Source organism: Arthrobacter sp. AG258, assembly GCF_004364695.1.
Classification (GTDB): domain Bacteria; phylum Actinomycetota; class Actinomycetes; order Actinomycetales; family Micrococcaceae; genus Arthrobacter.
Window position 1 is genome coordinate 295,932 of record NZ_SOBI01000006.1, and the last position, 22,745, is coordinate 318,676.

A 22,745-nucleotide genomic window follows, 5' to 3' on the forward strand; every position below is an offset into this window, starting at 1 on the left:
GCGGCAAGGGGTACTCTTCTTCCTATGCGGGGGAGCAATGGGGCTACATCCCGCTATTGCAGGATGTAGGGGACAAGTTCATGTCAATCGAGCCACTCAGCTGGGGACGTGGGTCAACACCTCAGGGTGATGGGCTGGCCACGGGATCCTCCGCAGTGCCGGAGGGCCGGCAATGGTCCGTGCCGGCACGAAGTGCCAACCTTGACGCCGTCCGCACAGCGTTGACAAGCGAAAACTCCTTCGGAGCGGTCATCACAGGCGCCCGCGGGGTGGGGAAGTCCTCCCTGGCCAGGGCGGCAGTCGCCGACTTGGGCCCGGACATCTGGTCGCTGCAGCTCCGGAGCGCACCCTCGGGCTCCAACACCCCGTATGGCTGCCTCTCCTTCCTCCTGGCCCGGTTGCCGCAGGCCTACATGGGTTCACCCACTGCCATCCTGCGCGGGATCACCTCCCTGATCCGCAGCGATGCGGCCGGCAGGCCCTGCATCATCACGCTGGACACCTCCGGCACTGTCGACGACATGAGCGCCGGCGTGCTGTTGAACGTGTTGCTGACCGGCACGGCAAGGATCATCGCCGTCGCCCCCAAAGCCAGTGACCTGCCGGCGGATTTCCACTGGCTCCTGACGGACCGCAAGCTCACCGAAGTCAGGCTCAGCAACCTCAACGAATTGCAGACCCGGCAGGTCCTGCTGTCCCTGCTGGGGCACCGCGTCGCATCGTCCCTGGTCACCACCTACCACCAGATGGTGGGCGGCAACCCCCTGCTGCTCAAAGCCCTGGTTACCGAGCAACAGCTTTCCGGGAACCTCGTGCTGTCCGAATCCGTCTGGACGCTCCGGGACAAGGTGGTGCTCGACGGCGCCGCGAGCCTGGATGACATCGTCAGGTCGCGCTGGACAAGGGAAACACCGGAGACCCGCGAAGTCATTGAAATGTTGTCCTGCGCCCGCCGGGTGGAACTGTCCCGGCTGACTGCCATCTATGGCGCCGACGTCGTGGCGGACATGGAGGACGCCGGGCTGCTCGAGATCGACGACTCCGAGTACCGCTGGGTGTCGCTGCGGGAGAAGTACATTGGCGACGTCGTCAGGACCTGGCTGAGCATTTCCCGGCGGCGGGAGCTCCGCTCCGTGCTGCTGGGCGGCGAGGAGCCCGACCCCGCGGCCATGACCGTCGATGAACTGATGTCGTTCGCCGCGTGGACCCATGAATGCGAGGCGGAACTCAGCCCGGCACTGGCGCTTGCGGCCGCCCAGGCCGCCGTCCAGCTCTTCGACCCCCGGTTCGCGTTGACCTATGCGGAGATGATCCAGCGGACGGATGCCTTGTGGGCATCCGCGCAGCGGCAAAAGGCCGCCGCGTACCTGCAGCTGGACATGGCGGTCCAGGCCCTGGCCGCCCTTGAGGACATTACCCAACCTGAACTTGAGGCCCTCGACCTCGAAGAGTACGCCCAGGTGGTGGCCGCCAAGGCGCGGGTCATGCTCTGCCTTCCGGAACGGTCCGGCTCGGTCGGGGAGCTCTTCGCCTCGGCCCGCGAACGCCTGGCCACTGCGGGAGACCACCAGGACTGGCCTGCTCCTGCCGCGGTGGCGGCCAACCGCATTTCGCTGAGCGAATTCGAGTACCAGGCGTACGCGGGAAGGTACGCCGCCATGATTCCGGCCCTTGAGCGGGCCGTTGACCCAGCCGCCAACCCTGACACCGGCTACCGGCTCCAGTGCGCCATCATCCTGATGAGCGCCCTGGCCATGACGGGCCGGGAGATGGATGCCCTGGGCCTCGTGCGCCAGATCGGTGGCCAACTCAGCGATGCCTCGCACATTGTGGGCCTGCGGGAACGGTACACGCGGGAGGCCTACTTCGTTCTTTTGATGGCCGGCCAGTGGCGGCGATGCATTGACCTCATGGCCCCGTTCAGCGCCGGCCAGCCCTTCCGGCTTCCTTACCGCAGCGCGGCCACGGAAATCGCTGCCGGAATAGCTTTCGCGTTTTCCGGCCGGGGCGAAGCTGCCCTGGAACCCCTGATTTCTGCCGCAGCGCAGCTGGAGCTGCAACCGGTCCAGGGTGCGCTGCGCACCGCGTACGCGGCCACGGCCCTGGCCTACGCCCAGACCGGAAACGCCGCGCTGTCACGCAAGTACCTGACGAAAGTCCAGCGGATGCCCGGCAGGTCAGGGTTTGCCGTGGAGAGCATCATCGAGTTCTGCACACTCGTGGCCGGACGGTGGCTGGGCGACTCCGACGCCGTCACCAGCCTCAAGCAGGGGGCCCGCGCGAACGCAGAAGCGGGCCGGTATGCCATGGCCGGGATCTACCTGCTGGCGGCAACGGTGAACGGCAGCGATGCCGACTTCCGCTTCCTGGAGGAGATCGCGGGCCACCGGCAAGGCCCGCTGGCCGAAGTATCCCGGCTGATCGCCGTGGGAAGCCGGACAAAGGACGCCAAGGCGCTGCTCGCCGGCGGCGAACTCGCGGCCACCCTGGAACTCGACGCCGTCGAAGCCCGCTGCATGGCACTGGCGGTGGACTTTGCGCGCCAGGACGGGGATGCCCTGTCGGCCCGGACCGCGCAGGCACGGCTGGACATCCTGGCCGCCACGGTAGCCAACCTCCCCATCGTGCCCAGCAGCGGCAGCCCGCTGTTGACCAGCCGTGAGCGGCAGATTGCACGAATGGCCGGCAGGGGTGCCTCAAACCGTGACATCGCCCTGGAAATGGGTGTCTCAGTCCGCACCGTCGAAGGCCACCTGTACCAGGTGTTCACCAAGCTGGGCGTAACTTCAAGGGGTGATCTGACTGGACTCGTCTAATGGCCACAAACCCACATCTGCCCATCGGCTCCTGACCGGACGGCGGGAGCCCGTGGACCGGATCTGCAACCTGGTGCGCAATGGCACCAGCCATGCGGTCTTCGTCATGGCAGGCCCGGGGATTGGAAAATCGGCGGTGACCGACGCCGTCACCGAACGGCTCGCCGGGCACCTGAACGTGGTGCGCATCCATGCCAGTTCCGCGCTCTCCGGGGTGCCCTTCGGGGTCCTGACCCCCTATACCGGGGAACTCACGGCTGAGGAGTCGGTCTCGCCGGTGGCCGTGTTGCGGTCAATGTGGTCCTACTTTGAAAAGCTGAAAGCCGGTAACGGCTCGGCAGTCCTGCTCGCGGTGGACGACGCACATCACCTGGACGAGGCCTCGGCAGGGGTACTGGCTGAGCTGATTTCGGCGGGCTGGGCAACCGTGCTGGCGGCCGCGCGGCCCCGGCCCGGCCTTCCGCAGCCGCTGGAGCAGCTCTGGTACGACGGCCTTGCCGAGCGCGTCGATCTTCGGCCCCTGAACCGCGAGCAGATAGAGGAAGTCCTGGCCCACGTCCTGGACGGGACCGTTCCGGCTGCCACGGTGGACGCCATGTGGAGCGCTTCGAGCGGAAATCCACGGATCCTTGACGCCTTGCTGCATGACTCCGCGGAAGCCGGGGTACTGGCCAAACGCAACGGCATCTGGATCCTGCTCGGTGACCTTCCTGCCGACGGGCCCCGGCTGGCAGCGGTGGTTGCCAAGGACCACCTGCGCCGCGGACCCGAGGAACAGGAAGCCCTGAAGCTTATTGCCCTGGCCGGCCCGGTGGGCCGTAAGGTCATCGAAGACATCAGCGGGGCAGCGGTGGTTCGGTCCCTGCTGGACCAGCAGATGATCGTGGAGACCCCCGGCGTTCCCGCGGAACTGTACCTCTGGAACGCGCTTTTCGCCGGCGCCATCAGGAACACGGTATCGGTCTCCCGGAGCCTCCAGCTCTTGGAGAAGGTCAAGGCACACCAGGACCCCGGATTGCTGCAGGGGGAAGGCCGGCTCCGTTCGGTGGAATGGGCGCTGGAGTGTGGCCTCCGGGTCGGCGACGACGAGTTGCTGGCCGCCGCCAAAGTGGCGTTGCTCGCGTACCGCAACCACAGCGCGCGGTCCATCGCGGCCAAGATCCGCAACCCCGCCTTGATCCCCTTGGCCCAGGCGGTCCAGGCCCGGGCCCTGTATAACGAGGGCTCCTACCAGGAAGCGGCGGCCCTCCTGGACGAGTGCTGGCTCCCGCTGGCCGGGGACCCGCAAGGGCCGGCAGCCCTGGTACTCCGGGTTTCGGCACACCAGGCCAATGGCCGGCTGCTGGCAGATGTAGCGGAGGACGTGGAGCGGGCCATCGCCCAATTCGGCCAGGATGGCAGCTGGCAGGCGGAGCTTCTGCAAGTGCTGCAGCTTGGGGCCGAGGTCAACGTCCAGGCACTTGGCGAGGAAGTCGACAGGATCAGCAAACGCGGCGCAGCGGGCTCCGGGGGAGAGCCGCTGCGTGCCCTGGCTGAGGCGCTCCTGGCCCATGCCCTGGCCGCTGCAGGGCGTCCCGTCCAGGGCTTGGATGCTGCCATGATGGCGGCGTCGGAGCTTCCTCCGCTCGAAGGCAGCCTGTTCTTCTTCCCTGAGTTCGTGCTGGGACGGCTGGTCTCCAACTATCTGGCCATGGGCGAATGGGAATCGGCCGAGCGGGAACTGAGCGGCTACGCGGCAGGCCACGGCGCCGGTGCGGCCATTTTCGACGGGAGCCTGAATGTACTCCGCGGCTACTCCCTGCTTCGCCAGGGCCGGATGGAGCGGGCCTACCAGGTCCTGCTGCCCGCCGTGGAAGCCTTGAGGCTCAACGATCCGTTGCAGCTATACCGGTTCGGGACCGCGCTGGGCTATTACGTGGCGGCCCGTCTCGGGGATGCTGAACAGGCAAGACGGCTGGAACAGGATCACAAGGATGCCTTCGCCGGCGGCCCCGCACATGACCTCCTGGCCGAGGCGTACGTGGCAGCGGGGGCAGAGTACACCGCCCGCGACGGCAAGGGGCTGGCTGCGTTGCAGACGCTCATGACGACGACGGAGGCAGCCGCAAGGGCCGGCAACCTCCTCGAAGTCCTGGCCATGTGCTGGGACCTCGGGGACCCCTCGGTGATCCCCATGGTCCAGACGGTTGCCCGCGGCGTGGAAGGCCGCTGGGCGGAGGCGCTGCTGACCCTGGCCACGGCGTGGGAAAACGCCGACGGCGACACCCTGATGGCAACGGCTGCCTCGCTGGAGGAAGCAGCCTTTGTCAACCTGGCCCGGGAGGCTTATGCCCGTGCCAGCACGGTGCTGGAACAGGCCGGCGAACGCCGCCGGTCCCGGCAGGCGGTGGCCCAACGGGAAAAGTGCGACCACGAACTCGGCGAGCGCTTCCGCGAGGGACGCTTCATCGCCGCCGCACCCGCGGTCCACCTCACCCGCCGGGAGCAGGACATCGTCGAACTGGCCGTCCAGGGACTGACCGACCGGGAGATCGCCCAGCGCCTGATGGTGTCGGTGCGCACGGTGGAAGGGCACCTGTACCGTACTTACGTCAAGCTTGGCGTCCGCAGCCGCGATGAGCTGGAGACGGCCCTGCCCAAGTAGTCCCGGCTGCCCTTCCCCGGTACCTGCCCGCGACGGCCGCCGTCGGCCGCCCCCTCGCCGTTGGTGCCCTGCGGCGCCGTTTCCACGCGCCGTACGCCACCGTGCCGCGGGTGCCCTGTGACCGCCGTTCCGCTCGCGGCGGAACCACACCCCGGCCGCAGCATGCGCCTGTGCATGGCCACCTGGCCGCGGCCCGGTAGTGCACCCCCGAGGATTCGAGTACACCCTACTCGTGTACGGGAGGGCGCTACCGGATTTACTTAAGGAGGCAAAGCAAAGCGGCAGGCTGGAAGCCGCGGAGCAGCCGATCAGGACATTGAGGCCCCTCATATTTCCGGTCCCCACGGACCGGGCACAGACGGGGCCGGCGACGTCAGAGTCTTCTGAGACCGAGACTCTCCCCCCAGCCGTCGCCGGCCCTCTGCTCCCTCGGCCGAAGCCCGGGGCAGCGGTGGCGGCAGCCCCTCCGGGCGTCCGCCACAGCCGTGTTGTGGGACAATTGGGTGTCAAACATTGGCAGCCCAAGGAGTTCGTTTTGGCCGTAGTATCAACGCCAGCCACGCTGGAACGTGCCCTGCCGGCCATGGACAACGCGGAAGTGCTGCGCATCCGCAACGACTTCCCCGTGCTGAACCAGCTGGTCAACGGCCAGCCGCTGGTCTACCTTGACTCCGGCGCCACCTCGCAGAACCCGGTCAGCGTCATCGAAGCCGAACAGGAGTTCTACGAACAGCGCAATGCTGCCGTGCACCGCGGCGCACACCATCTTGCGGTGGAGGCCACCGAAGTCTTCGAGGATGCCCGGCAAACCATCTCCGACTTCATCGGGGCCGGCTATGAAGAGACCATCTGGACCTCGAACGCCACCGAGGGGCTGAACCTCATCAGCTATGCCCTGTCCAACGCCGCCCTTTGGGCTGCCCAAGGCCGCGGCGATCGCGGCCTGCGGGAACTGGCGCTGGGGCCCGGCGACGAGATCGTGGTGACGGAGATGGAGCACCACGCCAACCTTATTCCGTGGCAGGAGCTGGCTTTCCGTACCGGGGCGACGCTCCGCCATATTCCCATCGATGACGACGGCAGCCTGCGCATGGACGCTGCGGCCTCAGTCATCGGACCCCGGACAAAGGTCCTGGCCTTCACCCATGCCTCCAACGTGCTGGGCATCATCAACCCGGTGCAGGAATTGACGGCCCTGGGCCGCGCCGCCGGCGCCCTCGTGGTCCTGGACGCCTGCCAGTCCGCCCCGCACCTGCCCTTGAACGTCAAGGAACTGGACGTGGACTTCGCGGTCCTCTCGGGCCACAAAATGCTCGCCCCCACGGGCATCGGCGTGCTGTACGGACGGCAGGAACTCCTGGACATCCTGCCGCCGTTCCTGACCGGCGGATCCATGATCACCACCGTCACCATGGAGCGGGCAGAGTACCTGCCGGCACCACAACGCTTCGAAGCCGGTACCCAGCGCATCTCCCAGGCCGTGGCATTGGCCGCCGCGGCCAACTACCTCACCGAAACCGGGCTGGACCGGATCCACGCCTGGGAATCCGAACTCGGCCAGCGAATGGTGGTGGGCCTTGAAGCCATTCCCGGCGTCAGGGTCCTTGGCCCGGCCGCAGGCAGGGAGCGGATCGGCCTTGCCGCGTTCGACGTCGAAGGCGTCCACGCCCACGACGTCGGGCAATTCCTGGACTCCCGCGGGATCGCCGTGCGCGTCGGGCACCACTGCGCCCAGCCGCTGCACCGGCGGCTGGGACTGACCGCCACCACCCGCGCCAGCGCCTACCTGTACAACACCACCGACGACGTGGACCGCTTCCTTGAAGCCGTGGCCGGCGTCAGGGCCTACTTCCGCGCCTAGCGGAGAACACGAAGGGTGACACCATGAGCCTCGACCAGTTGTACCAGCAGATCATCCTGGACCATTCCAAGGCCCGCCACGGCAGCGGGCTGGCCGCCACCGATGCCCCGGCCGGCGCGGCAACAGGCCAGTCCCACCAGCTCAACCCGGTATGCGGAGACGAAGTCACCCTGCGGCTGGCGGTGCAGGACGGCAAGGTGGTCCAGGTGGCGTGGGACGGAGCCGGTTGCTCCATTTCCATGGCCTCGGCGTCGGTTCTCTCCGAACTCGCCGACGGCATGACCGTTGCCGAACTGCACCAGGTGATCGAGAGCTTCCGCGAGGTGCTCCGCTCACGCGGCAAGGTCCAGGCTGATCCCGAACTGCTGGGGGACGCCGCTGCCTTCGAGGGGGTTGCCCGCTACGCGGCCCGGGTCAAGTGCGCCATGATCTCCTGGGTGGCGGCGGAGGACGCGCTCAACCAGGCGGCATAACCGCAGGGATGAGAACAGCCCGGGCCTTCCTCGTTCCGGAGGAAGGCCCGGGCTGTGTCATGCCGGAGCCGTGCTGCCGCGCGGAAGGGTCAGCCCAGCAGTCCCAGGACGCCGATGACTGCGGTGGCGAGTCCCAGCACCATGGAGATGCTGACCAGCACCACGTGCACGGTCAGGAATTTGGTGGCCTTGCCGGCAGTGTCGCGGGCACGGGGATCGTTCATGACCCGGCGCAGGAACTGCGGCCAGACCACCAGCGACCAGACGCCGGCGACAATCAGGACCAGCGCAGCGAAAACGGGCAGCTCCATGTACTAGTGGCTTTCCAGCCAGGCCTGCGCCTGCGTGGCCTGCAGGTTCAAGGCCTTGGCCACCATGGGCTCGGCGGCATCGGCGATCTTGCCGCCCAGGAACGGAACGGAGGACTTCACGGCGCCCTCAAGCTCCACCCGGGTTCCACCGGCGTCGGCCACCAGCCGCTGCACGGCCGTGACATCCACCGGGGCGCCGGCGATCTTCAGCGAGATGTTGCTCTGGCGGGAGCCATCAGCGGCGGGGGCGTCCCAGTTTTCCACCTGGGTCACTTTGAGGTGCTCACCGACAAACTTGCGGGCAATCTCGGGCAGCCGGGTGGTGGGCAACGTCCGCACCGACGTGGCGCTGAACGCCCCGGCGGTGTCGCCGTCGACCTTGAAGGACTCCAGTTCGCCGCCCACCAGCCGGCTGACGTGGCGCTGGAAATCCTCGTTCACCAGCACAGCGGCAACGCTGTCAACGGAGTGCGGAAGGGTGGTGGTTGCGCTCAGCGCCATGGGTCCTCCTGGGACGTCGGGAAAGGATTTACGCCTCCAACATCCTACGGGGTCACCTCTGCGCGCTCCGCATCGGCCAGTTTTTGGGCTGCCGCGGTGATGTTCCGGGCCATGGCCGGGAAGATCAGGCTGTGGAAGGGAAGTACGGCCAGCCAGTAGAGCCGTCCGCTCAAACCCTTCGGGAAGAAAATGGCCCGCTGCCGGTACCGGCTGCCTCCGCCGTCCGGCTCCACGGAGAGCTCCAGCCAGGCACGGCCGGGCGCGCGCATTTCTGCCCGCAGCCGGAGCAGCCTGCCGCGGTCGATCCGCTCCACCCGCCACCAGTCCACCACCTCGCCGGCGGCCAAGGAGTGCGGGTGCCGGCGGCCCCGCAGCAGCCCGGCGCCGCCGGTCAATTTATCCAGCCAGCCCCGCACCTGCCAGGCCAAGGGCAGCGAGTACCAGCCGTTGCGGCCGCCGATCCCCTCGATGATGGTCCAGACGTGCGCCGGGTCCACGTCTCCGTGGAACGTCCGTTCGTCGATGTAGACCTTGTGCCCGGCCCACTCGGGGTCGCTGGGCAGCGGGTCTGAATCCGCGCCGGCGTTCGCCCACGTGGTCTCCACCTGGCCGTCCCGTTCCTTGCCCAGCGCCAAGGCCACCGCGGTGCGGTAGGGCGTGAGGCCGCCGTCGGGCTGCGGAATGAACTGGTCGATGTCGTGCTCGTTGGACACGGCGTCATGTTGCAACGACTGGACCAGGGGGACCGCCATGGACCATGGGATGGGGGTTGTCAGGGCCACCCACATGCCGGCCAGCTTGGGCGCCGGCACAGGCAGCGCCAACACCACCCGGTAAGGCAGGCCGGCCACGGCTGAGTACTCCTGCATCATCTTGGCGTAGGTCAGCACCTGCCGGCAGCCGATGTCGAAGGTCCGGTTGATGGGACCCTCCAGCGATGCCGCAGCCACCAGGTAATAGAGCACATCGCGGACGGCGATGGCTTCGATCCGGTTGCGCACCCAGCTTGGTGCGGGCATGAGGGGCAGGGTCTCGGACAGGTGCCGGATCATTTCGAAGGAAGCGGAGCCGGAACCGATCACCACGCCCGCCTGGTACACGATCGAATCCACCGGGCTGTCCAGGAAGACCTTGCCCACGGCCTCGCGTGAGCGCATGTGGGTGGACAGCTCCACCCCCTTCGGGTGCAGGCCGCCCAGGTAGACAATCCGGTGGACGCCCGCCGCCGTGGCAGCATCCGCCGCCGTCCGGGCCATCGCTTTTTCCTTCGCCTCGAAACCGGCCCCTGCCGCCATGGAGTGCACCAGGTAGTAGAAGACGTCGACGCCGGCAAGGGCTGCGCGGAGGGCGTCGCCGTCGTCAAGGCTGCTTTCCACCACGTCCACCTCGGTGCGCCAGGGCACACCGGCGATCTTGTCGGGGGAGCGGACCAGGACCTTGACCGTATGGCCCGCTTCCAGCAGCCGTGGCACGAGCCGGCCGCCGATGTACCCGGTGGCACCGGTGACAAGGACGGTCTTTGATGTAGGCCGGGCAGTCATTTCGCTCATACTGGCTCCTGTTCGTCCCTTGTGGTTCGGAGCGGCGGCTTGTCCGGACGGCTGCTCCGACGCCGAAGGCGATGGCACTGCCAGCCTAGGCCCGCAATCGCGGGACTGCCATGTCGGTCCCGCGCGGTAGGCTGGAAGTTCCCCGGGATTCGCAGCGAATTTCGGGTTTTCGCGTTGCCTGCGATTTTGATGAACAGCACAGGAGCTACTGCCATGAGTCTTTCCGGCCAGTCCGCCGCCGGCACGTCCAGCACCGGCAAAACCCGCGCCGGCACGTCCGGCGCGGTCCCCACGCTGGATGGCCTGCGCCGTGCCTTGGAGCCGGACCGGACATTCGGCCGGGTCCGGGCCGAGGCCGCACGGGGCTTCGAGGTCCGTGGACAGGATTACCAGATCAGCGCCCCTGCGGGCTTGAGGCCCGTGCTGCTGGCGGAGATGGCAGACGGCCTGGCAGCAGCGGCGGACAGCGGTGAACCGGGCGTTGTGCTTGCCGTGACCGCCACGGGCAGGGAAGCCGAGGACCTCGCCGCGGCCCTGCGCGCGTACCTGCCGGCGGACACCGTGGCCGAGTTCCCCAGCTGGGAGACCCTTCCGCACGAGCGGCTCTCGCCGCGCTCGGATACCGTGGGCCGCCGGCTCTCGGTCCTTCGCCGCCTGGCCCATCCGGAAAGTTCGACGACGGCCCGGCTGCGCGTCGTCGTCGCGCCCGTCCGCGCCGTGGTCCAGCCGGTGGTGGCCGGCCTGGGGGACCTGGTTCCGGTCACGTTGAAAGTGGGCCAGGAGGTACCGTTTTCCGATGTGGTGAAGAGCCTCGCGGACGCTGCCTACGCCCGCGTGGACATGGTGACGCACCGGGGCGAATTTGCGGTCCGCGGTGGCATTATCGACGTCTTTCCGCCCACCGAGGACCACCCCATCCGGGTGGAGTTCTTCGGGGACGAAGTGGACCAGATGCGCTGGTTCGCCGTTGCCGACCAGCGATCGCTGTCTGCCCCGGGCATCCACCACCCCGCGGAACTGCATGCGCCGCCGTGCCGGGAAATCCTCATCACGCCGTCCGTGATGTCCCGCGCCGCCACGCTGAAGGCCCAGCTGCCGGCCGCGGCGGACATGCTCGAAAAGATTGCCGGCGGCATCGCCGTGGAAGGCATGGAATCCCTGGCCCCGGTGCTGGTGGACGCGATGGTGCCGTTCGTGGACCAGTTGCCCGCCGATTCCATCGCGGTGGTCATCGAACCCGAGAAGGTGCGCACCCGCGCCCACGACCTCGCCGCCACCAACGAGGAGTTCCTTGAGGCGGCCTGGTCCACGGCATCGGACGGCGGGACGGCGCCCCTGGACCTCAGCTCCCAGGCCAGCGCGGCGCTGCATTCGGCGAGCTTCCGGTCGCTGGCTGAAACCCGTGGCTCAGCCCTGGCGCACGGGGTCTCCTGGTGGTCCATTACCTCCCTGGCGCAGGACGCGGAGCTGCTTCCGGAGATCGACGTACTGAACCTGCATGCCCGCGAACCCCGCGGCTACCAGGGCGATGTGGCGGAAATGATGGAGTTCATCGGCTCGCACGTCCGCGACCAGTGGCGCATCGTGGTGGCTACCGAAGGACCCGGCCCGGCCCAGCGCCTGGCCGAGCTCTTCCATGACGCCGACATTCCGTGCGCCCGGGTGGACAGCCTGGACCACGAACCCCAGGCGGGCATCATCGAAGTGACCACCGCCGCCGTCGGCCGCGGGTTTGTCCTTGACGGGCTCAAACTGGGCCTGCTGACGGAGGCCGACCTCCTGGGCCGGACCTCCGCCGGGTCAACCAAGGACATGCGGCGGATGCCCTCCAAGCGGCGCAATGCCGTCGACCCACTGCAGCTCGTGGCCGGGGACCACGTGGTGCACGAACAGCACGGCATCGGCCGGTTCGTGGAACTGATCCAGCGGAAGGTGGCCGGCGGCGGTGACGGCGTGCGCGAGTACCTGGTGCTGGAGTACGCGCCGGCCAAGCGCGGGGCGCCCGGCGACCGCTTGTTCGTCCCCACGGACCAGCTCGACCAGGTGACCCGGTACGTGGGCGGTGACGCTCCCGTCCTGAGCAAGATGGGCGGCGCCGACTGGGCCAGCACCAAGTCCAAGGCCCGGAAGGCCGTCAAGGAAATCGCCGGTGAACTGATCCGGCTCTACTCGGCCCGGATGGCCTCCCGCGGGCACGCGTTCGCCCCGGATACGCCCTGGCAGCGGGAACTGGAGGAGGCCTTCCCATACGTCGAGACCCCGGACCAGCTCACCACCATCAACGAGGTCAAGGCGGACATGGAACGGGAGATCCCCATGGACCGCCTGGTCTCCGGCGACGTCGGCTACGGCAAGACCGAGATCGCGGTGCGGGCGGCGTTCAAGGCCGTCCAGGACGGCAAACAGGTGGCTGTGCTGGTGCCCACCACCCTGCTCGCGCAGCAGCACTATGAGACGTTCACCGAACGGTTCTCCGGCTTCCCGCTGCGGGTCAAGCCGCTGTCCCGGTTCCAGGCTGCCAAGGAGGCCAAGGAGACGGCTGAGGGCGTGAAGAACGGCACGGTGGACGTAGTGATCGGCACGCACCGGCTGCTCTCCAAGGATTTCGAATTCAAGGACCTGGGCCTGGTGATCGTCGACGAGGAGCAGCGGTTCGGCGTCGAGCACAAGGAAGCGCTGAAGAAGATGCGCACCAACGTGGACGTCCTGGCCATGAGCGCCACCCCGATTCCGCGAACCCTGGAGATGTCCCTGACCGGCATCCGGGAAACCTCCACCCTGGCCACCCCGCCGGAGGAACGGCACCCGGTGCTGACCTATGTGGGCCCGTACACGGACAAGCAGACCTCCGCCGCGATCCGCCGCGAACTGATGCGCGAGGGACAGGTGTTCTTCGTCCACAACCGGGTCTCCACGATTGAACGCACCGCCGCGAAGATCCGCGAACTGGTGCCGGAGGCGCGCGTGGAGGTGGCGCACGGCAAGATGTCCGAGAGCCGGCTGGAGCAGATCATCGTGGACTTCTGGGAGAAGCGGTTCGATGTCCTGGTCTGCACCACCATCATCGAGACAGGGCTGGACATCTCCAATGCCAACACGCTGATCGTCGATGGCGCGGACAAGTACGGCCTGTCCCAGCTGCATCAGCTTCGCGGCCGGGTGGGCCGTGGCCGGGAGCGCGCCTACGCCTACTTCCTCTACCCCTCGGAAAAGCCGCTGGGCGAGGTGGCCCTGGAGCGGCTCAAAGCTGTGGCCGCGCACAACGAACTGGGCGCCGGCATGCAGCTGGCCATGAAGGACCTGGAGATCCGTGGCGCCGGCAACCTGCTGGGCGGTGAACAGTCCGGGCACATCCAGGGGGTGGGCTTCGACCTGTACATCCGCCTGGTGGGCGAGGCCGTGGCGGACTTCCGCGGCGAAGCCGAAGAGAAGGCTGCGGAGATGAAGATCGAACTGCCGGTCAACGCGCACCTGCCGCACGACTACGTCCCCGGCGAGCGGCTGCGCCTGGAGGCCTACCGGAAGCTCGCCTCCGCGGTCACCAACGAGGCCATCGACGAGGTCATGGCGGAACTCGTGGACCGTTACGGCGAACTGCCGCTCCCGGCGCAGAACCTCGTGGCCGTGGCCAGGTTCCGGGTGGGTGCACGCGAGGCCGGCCTGACCGACGTCGCGCTGCAGGGCAACTTCATCAAGTTTTCCCCGGCCACCCTGCCGGAATCCAAGGTGATGCGACTGAACCGCATGTACCCGGGCGCCCAATCCAAGCCCGCCCTGGACGCCGTCCTCATCCCCAAACCGAAAACCGCACGGATCGGCGGCCGGGACCTGCAGGACGCCGAGATCCTCGACTGGGCCAACGGCGTGATCCGGAACATCTTCTCCGATGCTCCCCTGACCGTCGGTTAGGGGATGATGGGAGGACACCACGCCGCGTCGGGAGCCGCGGCGTGGGTTGCTGTTGCGTCCACGGGACCGTACACACTGGGCTGGTATCCGCTGGATCCCACCGGCATCCTCATCGGCGGGATGGCGACGGCGGGCACGGCCCTGGTGTGCGACTGGGACCACCGCTCCAGCACGGTGGCGCACTCGCTCCCGCCGCTGTCCAATGTGATCGCGCGTGGCATCGAGAACGCCAGCGGCGGCCACCGGCAGGGCACGCATTCCATCGTGGGCGCCGCCCTGTTCGTGTTCCTGGCCGGCCTGGCATCTCAGGTCCATATGGACACCCCCTGGGGCCGCCTGTCCGTCGGCGCCGGGCTGCTGTGCATGTTCCTGATCAACATCGCGGCCAAGGCGCTGAAACTCTTTCCCAAGAGTGGATTCATCTCGAACTGGATTTTCGCCCTGGCGATGGCCGGCCTGGTCACGTTCTTCGCGCCGGACCAATGGACCTGGCTGCCCACCTCGATGCTGATCGGAGTGGTGGTCCATATTGTCGGCGACCTGGTCACCACCGGGGGAGTGCCGCTGCTGTGGCCGCTGGTCATCAGGCCACCCCGGCTGCTGCGCCGGCTGCCCCTGCTGCGGAACGTCTGGCGCCCCAACGGCGCCCTCTCGGTGCCCCTGCTGGGACGGGCGGGATCCAAGCGGGAGTGGCTGGTGCTGATCCCGGTCAGCGCCTACGCCATGGTGGGCATGTCCATGGCCGGCTGGGCCATCGCGAGGGACCACTGGGGCCCGGTGGCCGCCGCTGCGGGGGCTTGGATCAGGCTGTGGTTCTAGCAGCAGGAAGGCCTCGGGCAGCAGACAGCAAAGGACCCCGGACGGCGTGTCCGGGGTCCTTTGCTGTCTGCGTGGGGATCAGTGCTCGCCTGCGGAGTCAGACCGTCCGAGGATGGTCTGCGGGATCCAGAACGCCAGGGCGAACAGGACCAGGCACACCGCCATCGGCCAGGGGTTGTCCAGGCTGAGGAAGGACAGGGAGTAGATGGCGCCCAGGAACAGGGCGAAGCTGACCACGAAAAGGACAGCGCTGGTGGCCGTGTTGTTCTCGTTCTGCGGGGTGCGGACCATGTCCTGGTTCGACGTCGTGTCCCGGCTGGACGCGTTGATCTTGCTGGACATGTGTTCCTCCTCGGCCCCGCGGGGCTTGGTCTGTGGCGGCCGTCCGGTCCCGGTCAGTAAGCGGCTGAACCCTGTTCACCCTTGACGATGGCAATCCCGGAGCTGGCGCCGATTCGTGTTGCACCTGCAGCAATCATAGCCTGAGCGTCGGCCAGGGACCGTACACCGCCGGAGGCCTTGACCCCCACGTTCGGGCCCACGGCCTTGCGCATCAGCGCCACGTCTTCAACGGTGGCGCCGCCACCGTTGAAGCCTGTGGACGTCTTGACGAAGTCCGCACCGGCCTCCACTGCCGCCTGGCACGCCAGGACCTTTTGTTCGTCGGTCAGGAGCGCGGTTTCGATGATGACCTTCAGGATGGCGCCACCGGCGTGCACGGTCTCGGCCACGGCGGCGATGTCATCGGCCAGGGCGCCCTTGTCGCCTGCCCGGGCAGCGGCGATGTTGATCACCATATCCACCTCGTCAGCGCCGTCCAGTACCGCGCCGCGGGCCTCGAAGGACTTCACGTCCGTGGGGGTCGCCCCCAGCGGAAAGCCGACCACGGAGCAGGTGAGGACCCCTGAGCCCTTCAGCGCGGTGGTGACGGTCTTGACCCAGACAGGGTTGACGCAGACCGACTTGAACCCGTACTCGGCGGCCTCGGCGCAGACTTTCAGCACCTCGGCTTCCGAGGCTTCGGGCTTGAGCAGCGTGTGGTCGATGTAGGAGGCGATGTTCCCGTCACCGGCCGGTGTGGCGGTGCCTGCGTGAACGGTGGCTTCATTGCTCATGGATGGTCCTCTCGAGGGGCTTCGTGGGCCCGGCGCGTCAGTGACTCGTTGCTGAAACCATCTTGTCACAGCGCGCCCGGGCCGCACCGGCAGCCCGGTGGCGGACGCCGCGGGGCAACCCCGGCCGGGCCGGTCAGGCGGCCACCTGCAGTGCCGGCCCGGGAGCGGCGGACGGAACTGCGGTGGCAACGGCGGTCAGCAACTGGGTGGCGCAGGCCCCCGCCGCGGACGCGGCCGCCACCAGCAGGCCCAGCCGCACGCCGTCGAACGCCGCAGCATCACCGATGGCCCAAATGCCGGGGACCGACGTGCGGAAGTCGCGGCTGATCACGATGCCGCCGCCGGCGGCCGTCCGCACCCCGGCCGTGGCGGCGAGGCTGTCACGGGAGACCCGTTCCTCGGCCAGGACCACCAGGTCTCCGGTCATGCTGCTGCCGTCCTCGAAGACGACGGCGGAGGAGGCCAGGCCGGAAGCGGATCCGCCCGGAACAACGGAAGGAACGACGGCGGCGGGCCGGGCCGTTGTGCGGATGGGCCGCACGCCTTTGGCCCGGAGGACGGCTTCGGCTTGTCCGGCGGCCGCGCCCGTGCCGACGAGGATGCCGACGGGCCTGCGTCCCAGTTCACGGGTGACTTCCTGGACGCCTTCGGCGATGCGCGGGGCGTCGTCGATGGTGGAGTAGCTCAGGCACTGGGCGGCGCCGTCCACGGGGCTGGCAGCGGGGGCGGAGCCGGTGGCGATGACCAGCTGGTCGTAGGCGAACTCCATGCCGTCGGCGGTGGCCACGGTGCGGTTGGCGGCGTCGATGTGGCTTGCGGGCTGGCCGAAGCGCACGGAAACCTGGGGCAGCATGGCCAGTTCCAGCAGTTCGGCGGGAGTGTCGTCCCGGTTGCTCAGTACGGTAATGCTTCCGGTGAAACGGGCGCGGTCCAGCTGCGCAACCAGGGCTTGGGCGGCCGGTCCGGCCCCGGCGATGACGATGCGGGTTGCCTCGGAGGTGGACGGGGAGGGTGCCGGAGCGGACATGTGCTGGCCCTTTCGCTGGTGGCCGTTAACCGGCCGGAACTTCGTGATGCACCCCAGCGTAGGGGCCTGCTTTTTCGGTTGTGTTACCCGTCCATTGCTGTTTCGGAGGGTGCTGTTCGCCAGTATTTACCGGCCGGTAACAGAACCCGTGACGCACCTCTCATCCGGGAGCCGGCGGACACATTCGGCCGCCCCCGGACCTCAAACGCGGATCCGGTAGCCCCGCTTCACCACGGTTTCGATGAGCTTGCCGTCCGGCAGCGACGACCGCAGCCGGCTCACGGTCATGTCCAGCGCGTGGACGGAACCACGGAGCTCCAGCAGGTCCGAAAGGGACTCGCGGGACAGGACCGCGCCCCCGGCACCGAGCAGCGCCCGCAAGAGCAGCAGCGGCGCGGGGGCCAGTTCCACCTGCCGGCCATCGATGCGGAGGCTGCGGCCCCGGAGCTCGATGTTTCCGGAGCGGGTGTCGAGCCGCCGGACGTGGTTCAATGCCAGGTGCTCGCACACCAGGCGGATGAGGGCTCCCATCCGGAACCGTTCCGGGATCAGCGGGGTCACCCCGGCGTCCAGCAGGGGCTGCGCCGTGACGGGACCTACCACCGCGGTGGTGACATTCAGTTTCAGGCTCTCCACCAGCTGCTTGTACAGGCCCATCTCGTGGGCCGTGCTCCACATCGCGTCCACCGCGGGGGCACTGGTGAACGTGAGGACATCCAGGTTTCCGTTGCAGGCGGCCTCGATCAGCCGCGGCAGCTTGTCCTCGCCGTCGGGCTTGACCCAGCGGTAGGGCGTCACGGTCAGGACCGTGGCGCCGGACATCCGGAGCCGTTCGATCTGGCGGACGTCGGTGTAGCCGTGCAGCTGCATGGCGACGGTCTTGCCCCGGACGCCTTCGGTGAGCAGCATGTCCACCAGCGTGGCAGTGGTTTCGTCGCTGCTGATCCCGACGTCGGCGAGGCCGGCCGCACGCACGGCCCCGCGGGCCTTGGGTCCCCGGACGAACATCCGGCAGCTTCCCAGCGTTTCCAGGAGTTCGTCGCCGATTCCGAAGGAGTCAGCGGCCTCGCACCACCGGCGCATGCCGTAGGCGGTGGTGGCGATGCACAGGTCCGGTTTGGCGGCGATGATGGCCCTGGTGTCTTCGATCAGGCGCATGTCCTCCTGGACGGGGGCGATCTTCAGCGCCGGAGCATGCAGCACTTCGGCACCCCGTCGCTCCAGGGCCTCGATCAGGTCGCGTGACCGCCGGTCCGAGGTGACGCCGATGCGGAACCCCTCAAGCGGCGATTCCGCGGCATCTGTTGTTTCTTCAGCCTGCGTCGTCGGTGCGGCCTGGGCCGGTTCAGCCGGTGCAAGTGCAGTCATGGGGGTCAATCCTTTCATGATCCCAGCAGCGAGGCCGCCAGCCTGTCCAGGTCTGCGGCGGCACCGGCGTGGTCACGGTTCGCTTCAGCCACCCGCACCACCTCGCCGATGACCAGCACTGCCGGGTTGCTGCAGCCGGCAGCGGCGGAGGTGATGGTGCCGAGGTCGGCGATGGTGGTGCGCTGGCCGGGCCGGTAGCCCCGCTCCACCACGGCCATGGGCATGTCCGGGCGCATCCCGGCGCGGCGCAAGCCCGCTGCCAGCTGGTGCAGGGTGCCAATGCCCATGAGCACCACAATGGTCCCGCCCAGGCCGGCCAGGTGGTGGTGCTCCTTCTCAGTCAGCGGCGCGTGCCCGGAGACCACGGTGAACATGTGGCTGACCTCGCGGTGGGTCACCGGGATGCCTGCCGCGGCCGGGACCGAGATGGCGCTGGTAACGCCGGAGATGACGTGCACTTTGACACCGGCGGCCACGCACGCGGCAACTTCCTCCCCGCCCCGGCCGAAGACGTAGGGGTCCCCGCCCTTGAGGCGCACCACGTTGTTGCCGGCCAGGGCACTTTCCACCATCAGCTTTTCAATGTCAGACTGGCTGACCTTGTGGTGGCCCGGTTTCTTTCCGACGTCCACCAGCACCGCGGAGGTCAGCCGCGGCAGCTCCTGGTACGGCGCCAGCCGGTCGTAGAACACGACGTCGGCGTCCCGGAGCGCCTTGACCGCCGCCACGGTGAGCAGGTCGCCCGTGCCGGGGCCGCCGCCCACCAGGGTGACGTGTCCGGCCGGGCCGGCGGCGGGCTCGGCAGCGACCGGGATGCCGGCGTTCCGGCAGCGGTCCAGGAAAGCGCCCCAGCCGTTCTGTCCGTCCTCGACGGCGGCGACCAGGAACAGCCGCTCCGGCACGTGGACGAGCCGCGCCTCTTCGGGGCTGCCAACGCGGTGGACGACGGCGCCCGCGGCTTCGTACCGCCGCACCGCCTGCCGCGCGGCATCCGGGGCGCCGGCCACCAGGACGTGCCGGCCGGTGAGGTCGATACTGAGCTGCATGGCTATGCCTCGTTTCCAGGGGTTTCCGTGGTGGCGGCGCGGACCGGGATGGAAGCGCCGATCAGGACCTTGGTTTTTTCCTCCGGGGTGGCGGGGCGCATCTGGCCGCGCTCGTCCGGGACGAAGGTGATGGAGTCGTCCTTCTGGTCGGGAGCGTTGACGAAGGAGCGGAACCGGCGGAGGCGTTCGGGGTCCTTGAGGGTGTCTGCCCATTCATCCACGTACGTGTCCACGTGCTTGGCCATGGCGGCTTCGAGTTCGTTGGCGATGCCCAGGGTGTCCTTGACCACCACGTCCTCGACGTGCTTGATGCCGCCGTCGAGCTCTTCCTGCCAGCGGGCCGTGCGCTGCAGGCGGTCCGCCGTGCGGATGTAGTACATGAAGTAGCGGTCGATGTACTTGATCAGGGTTTCGTCGTCCAGGTCCTTGGCCAGCAGCCGGGCGTGGGCCGGGGTGGCTCCGCCGTTGCCGCCGACGTACAGGTTCCAGCCGTCGGCGGTGGCGATCACGCCCACGTCCTTGCCGCGTGCTTCGGCACACTCACGGGCGCAGCCGGAGACGCCCATCTTCAGCTTGTGCGGGCTGCGCAGGCCGCGGTAGCGCAGCTCCAGCTGGATGGCCATGGCCACCGAGTCCTGGACACCGAACCGGCACCAGGTGGACCCGACGCACGACTTCACCGTGCGCAGGCTCTTGCCGTACGCCTGGCCGGACTCGAAGCCGGCGTCCACCAGTTCCTTCCAGATCTCCGGCAGCTGCTCCAGCCGGGCACCGAACATGTCGATCCGCTGGCCGCCGGTGATCTTGGTGTACAGGCCGTACTTTTCGGCGACGGCGGCGATCACGCCGAGCTTCCTGGGGGTGATCTCCCCGCCGGCGATGCGGGGGACCACCGAGTAGGTGCCATCCTTTTGCATGTTGGCCAGGGCGCGGTCGTTGGTGTCCTGCAGGGTGCCGCGGCCGGCGTCCAGCACGTAGGCGCTGTTCTGGCTGGCAAGGATGTTGGCGATGGTGGGCTTGCAGATGTCGCAGCCGGCCCCGGTGCCGTACTTGGCCATGATCTCCTCGAAGGAGGTCAGTCCCAGGACGCGGATGGCGTCGAAAAGTTCCTGGCGGGACAGTTCGATGTGCTCGCACAGGGCCTTGGAGACCTCGACGCCGGACTTGGTGAGTTCGGTTTCCAGCAGCTTCTTCAGCATGGGCACGCACGAACCGCACTGGGTGCCGGCACGGGTGCAGCCCTTCAGTTCGCCCAGTTCCTGGACCGGGGCGTTGCCGTCGCAGGCGCCGCAGCCGTTGATGGCGTCGCGGATGGTACCTGCCGTGACGTTGTTGCAGGAGCACAGGGTGGCGTCGTCCGGGAGCTCGGTTTCGGGAGCTTCGCCGCCGCCGGCCGCGGTCAGGAACGCGCCGGGCTCTGCGGGGAGTTCACGGCCCAGGAGAGGCCGCAGGCTCATGTAGGGAGAGGCATCGCCGACGAAGATGCCGCCCAGGAGGGTCTTGGCGTCGTCCGTGGTAACGATCTTCTGGTAGACGCCGCGGGCGGGGTCCGCGTAGACGATTTCGAGGGCGTGCTCGGTGCGGGCAAAAGCGTCACCGAAGCTGGCCACGTCCACGCCGGAGAGTTTCAGCTTGGTGGCGGTGTCGAAGCCGGGGAACGTGGCGTCGCCGCCGTGCAGCCGGTCGGCGACGATCTCGGCCATGGTGTTGGCGGGCGCCACCAGGCCAAGGCACATGCCCCCGAAGTTGGCTACCTCGCCAATGGCCCAGATGCCGGGGACTTCGGTGGCGCAGTAGTCGTTGATGACCACGCCGCCGCGCGGGCCCAGGCTGAAAAGCTGCTCTTCGCCGTCGGCGGCGCGGAAGAGTTCGTCACGGGGCTTGACGCCGACCGCGACGATGACCAGGTCGGCCGGGATGATCCTGTTGTCGGCCATCAGCACTCCGGTGACCTGGCCGTCGTCGTCCGCCAAAATCTCCGACGGGAAGACACCGCCGTGGACCTCGAAGCCCTTGGCTTCGATCAGGCGGCCCAAGGCCTGGCCCGCGCCCTCGTCCAGCTGGGTGTTCATGAGCCAGGGGGCGCCGTTGATGACCACAGGGGTGGCGCCGAGCTGTTCCGTGCCGGCTGCGGATTCCAGTCCCAGGAGCCCGCCGCCAATGGTGACCGCGTTGATCTTGCGGCCGAGTTTCGCGGTGAGGTCGGCGACGGCCTTGTTGATGGCCCACACGTCCTCCAGCGTCCGGTAGACGTGGGCGTGCCCGGCGCCGGGGATGGGCAGGCGGACGGCGTCCGAACCCGTGGCCACGACCAGTTCGTCATATTCGTAGGTGTTGCCGGCGGCCGTCTCCACGGTCTTGGCCTCAGCGTTGACCTTCACGACGCGCTCGCCGGTCTTCAGGGTCAAGGAGCCGTGCTCCCACATGGAGGTCGTTCCCAGCGTCAGGTCCACACCGGTGTCCGTGAGGGCCTTCGAGAGGGCCACGCGGTCGTAGGGGAGGTGGGCTTCCTCGGTGAGGACCGTGACATCCCAGCCGTCGAGGCCGCGGGCATGCATGGCGTCCGCGAAACGGTGGGCCGCAGGGCCGCCGCCGGCGACGACGATGCGGCGCGGAGTCTCGGTGCTTGAAGTCTGTTCGGTCACTGTGGGCCTTTCGCATGGGCCGCAGACGGTGCTCTGCAGCTTGTGCTCCCAGCCTAGGGAGGGGCAGTTTCGCCTCAGTTTCCCTTTTGTTTCGTCAACTTAACTTCTGCATCACGAGCGCATTTCCGGCCGCGTGAGGTCTCTTTTACCCGCCGGACACATTCACCGCACTCCTTTGAAACACCCGGAACCTAGCGTTGGACACGGCATCACAAGCAGCCGCTTGCAGGGATGACAGGCACAGGAGAGGAGCCGGACATGACGGCAACACTGGAACTTGGGGCGCTCGCCGCCGAATCAGACACCGCCGGATCCGGGACCGGTTGGCACCGCGTCTGCGCGGTGGAGGACCTTGAGCCCGCCTGGGGCGAGGCAGCGCTGCTTGCCGGCCGCCAGGTGGCGCTGTTCCGCACCGGTCCACGCGAAGTCTTCGCCGTGGCGCATGAGGATCCGGCCACCGGAGCCCACGTCATGGCCCGCGGCATCCTGGGTTCCAAGGGCACGCGCCCCACGATCGCCTCGCCGCTGCATAAAGAGGTCTACGACCTCGAGACCGGTGAATGCTTCACCACTCCGGGCCTGCGCCTGGCCGCCTTCAACACCCGGATCACCGACGGGTTCGTCGAGGTGGAACTCTAGGACTTCCCGCACACAGGAAAG

General features: G+C 68.1%; 16 protein-coding genes. 7 read left to right on the forward strand and 9 right to left on the reverse strand.

The window, feature by feature from the left end; all coding sequences use genetic code 11:
* Window positions 1–80: 80 nt before the first annotated feature.
* The 4 genes from DFO47_RS14900 to sufU all read left to right on the forward strand — a co-directional run bounded on the left by DFO47_RS14900 (window position 81) and on the right by sufU (window position 7,794).
* Window positions 81–2,816 carry a LuxR family transcriptional regulator gene (locus DFO47_RS14900; RefSeq protein WP_166651731.1) on the forward strand — a complete coding sequence of 912 codons (2,736 nt, stop codon included), beginning with the start codon at window positions 81–83 and terminating at the stop codon, window positions 2,814–2,816.
* 52 nt (window positions 2,817–2,868) lie between these two features.
* Window positions 2,869–5,460: a LuxR family transcriptional regulator gene (locus tag DFO47_RS21445; RefSeq protein WP_133832158.1), complete on the forward strand. Its 2,592-nt coding sequence runs from the start codon at window positions 2,869–2,871 to the stop codon at window positions 5,458–5,460.
* A 535-nt stretch (window positions 5,461–5,995) separates the two neighbouring features.
* Window positions 5,996–7,321, forward strand: coding sequence for a SufS family cysteine desulfurase (locus DFO47_RS14910; RefSeq protein ID WP_133832159.1), 1,326 nt, complete (start codon window positions 5,996–5,998; stop codon window positions 7,319–7,321).
* Window positions 7,322–7,344: 23 nt separating this feature from the next.
* Window positions 7,345–7,794, forward strand: a complete 450-nt coding sequence (sufU, locus tag DFO47_RS14915) for a Fe-S cluster assembly sulfur transfer protein SufU (RefSeq protein WP_018762964.1) — start codon at window positions 7,345–7,347, stop codon at window positions 7,792–7,794.
* Between the two features lie 89 nt (window positions 7,795–7,883).
* Here the strand turns inward: sufU and DFO47_RS14920 are convergent, their stop codons facing one another.
* The 3 genes from DFO47_RS14920 to DFO47_RS14930 are packed head-to-tail and all read right to left on the reverse strand — an operon-like array spanning window position 7,884 to window position 10,156.
* Complete coding sequence (locus tag DFO47_RS14920; protein WP_018762965.1) at window positions 7,884–8,105, reverse strand: hypothetical protein; 222 nt, start codon at window positions 8,103–8,105, stop codon at window positions 7,884–7,886.
* Window positions 8,106–8,108: 3 nt separating this feature from the next.
* Complete coding sequence (locus DFO47_RS14925) at window positions 8,109–8,606, reverse strand: DUF2505 domain-containing protein (RefSeq protein ID WP_018762966.1); 498 nt, start codon at window positions 8,604–8,606, stop codon at window positions 8,109–8,111.
* A 44-nt stretch (window positions 8,607–8,650) separates the two neighbouring features.
* Window positions 8,651–10,156: an SDR family oxidoreductase gene (locus tag DFO47_RS14930; RefSeq protein WP_133832160.1), complete on the reverse strand. Its 1,506-nt coding sequence runs from the start codon at window positions 10,154–10,156 to the stop codon at window positions 8,651–8,653.
* A 213-nt stretch (window positions 10,157–10,369) separates the two neighbouring features.
* On the opposite strand from DFO47_RS14930, the gene mfd reads away from it, so the two are divergent.
* Window positions 10,370–14,065 (forward strand): transcription-repair coupling factor, encoded by a 3,696-nt coding sequence (mfd, locus tag DFO47_RS14935; protein ID WP_243835492.1) that lies wholly within the window; start codon window positions 10,370–10,372, stop codon window positions 14,063–14,065.
* Window positions 14,066–14,068: 3 nt separating this feature from the next.
* Window positions 14,069–14,884 (forward strand): metal-dependent hydrolase, encoded by an 816-nt coding sequence (locus DFO47_RS14940; protein WP_208294411.1) that lies wholly within the window; start codon window positions 14,069–14,071, stop codon window positions 14,882–14,884.
* A gap of 78 nt (window positions 14,885–14,962) precedes the next feature.
* On the opposite strand, the gene DFO47_RS14945 is transcribed toward DFO47_RS14940, so the two are convergent.
* The 6 genes from DFO47_RS14945 to nirB form a co-directional block, all read right to left on the reverse strand.
* A complete protein-coding gene (locus DFO47_RS14945) occupies window positions 14,963–15,226 on the reverse strand; it encodes a hypothetical protein (RefSeq protein WP_018762970.1) in 264 nt (87 codons plus the stop codon).
* Between the two features lie 53 nt (window positions 15,227–15,279).
* Entirely contained in the window at window positions 15,280–15,999 is a 720-nt protein-coding gene (gene deoC, locus DFO47_RS14950; RefSeq protein WP_133832162.1) for a deoxyribose-phosphate aldolase, read from the reverse strand.
* A gap of 133 nt (window positions 16,000–16,132) precedes the next feature.
* Entirely contained in the window at window positions 16,133–17,026 is an 894-nt protein-coding gene (locus tag DFO47_RS14955) for an FAD-dependent oxidoreductase (RefSeq protein ID WP_018762972.1), read from the reverse strand.
* A 201-nt stretch (window positions 17,027–17,227) separates the two neighbouring features.
* On the reverse strand, window positions 17,228–18,394 hold the full coding sequence (locus DFO47_RS14960; RefSeq protein ID WP_133832163.1) for a uroporphyrinogen-III synthase: 1,167 nt from the start codon (window positions 18,392–18,394) through the stop codon (window positions 17,228–17,230).
* Between the two features lie 14 nt (window positions 18,395–18,408).
* Window positions 18,409–19,440 (reverse strand): uroporphyrinogen-III C-methyltransferase, encoded by a 1,032-nt coding sequence (gene cobA, locus DFO47_RS14965; protein WP_133832164.1) that lies wholly within the window; start codon window positions 19,438–19,440, stop codon window positions 18,409–18,411.
* 2 nt (window positions 19,441–19,442) lie between these two features.
* On the reverse strand, window positions 19,443–22,085 hold the full coding sequence (gene nirB, locus DFO47_RS14970) for a nitrite reductase large subunit NirB (protein WP_133832165.1): 2,643 nt from the start codon (window positions 22,083–22,085) through the stop codon (window positions 19,443–19,445).
* A 258-nt stretch (window positions 22,086–22,343) separates the two neighbouring features.
* Between nirB and nirD the strand changes: the two genes are divergently transcribed.
* Window positions 22,344–22,724, forward strand: a complete 381-nt coding sequence (nirD, locus tag DFO47_RS14975) for a nitrite reductase small subunit NirD (RefSeq protein ID WP_133832166.1) — start codon at window positions 22,344–22,346, stop codon at window positions 22,722–22,724.
* Window positions 22,725–22,745 lie beyond the last annotated feature (21 nt).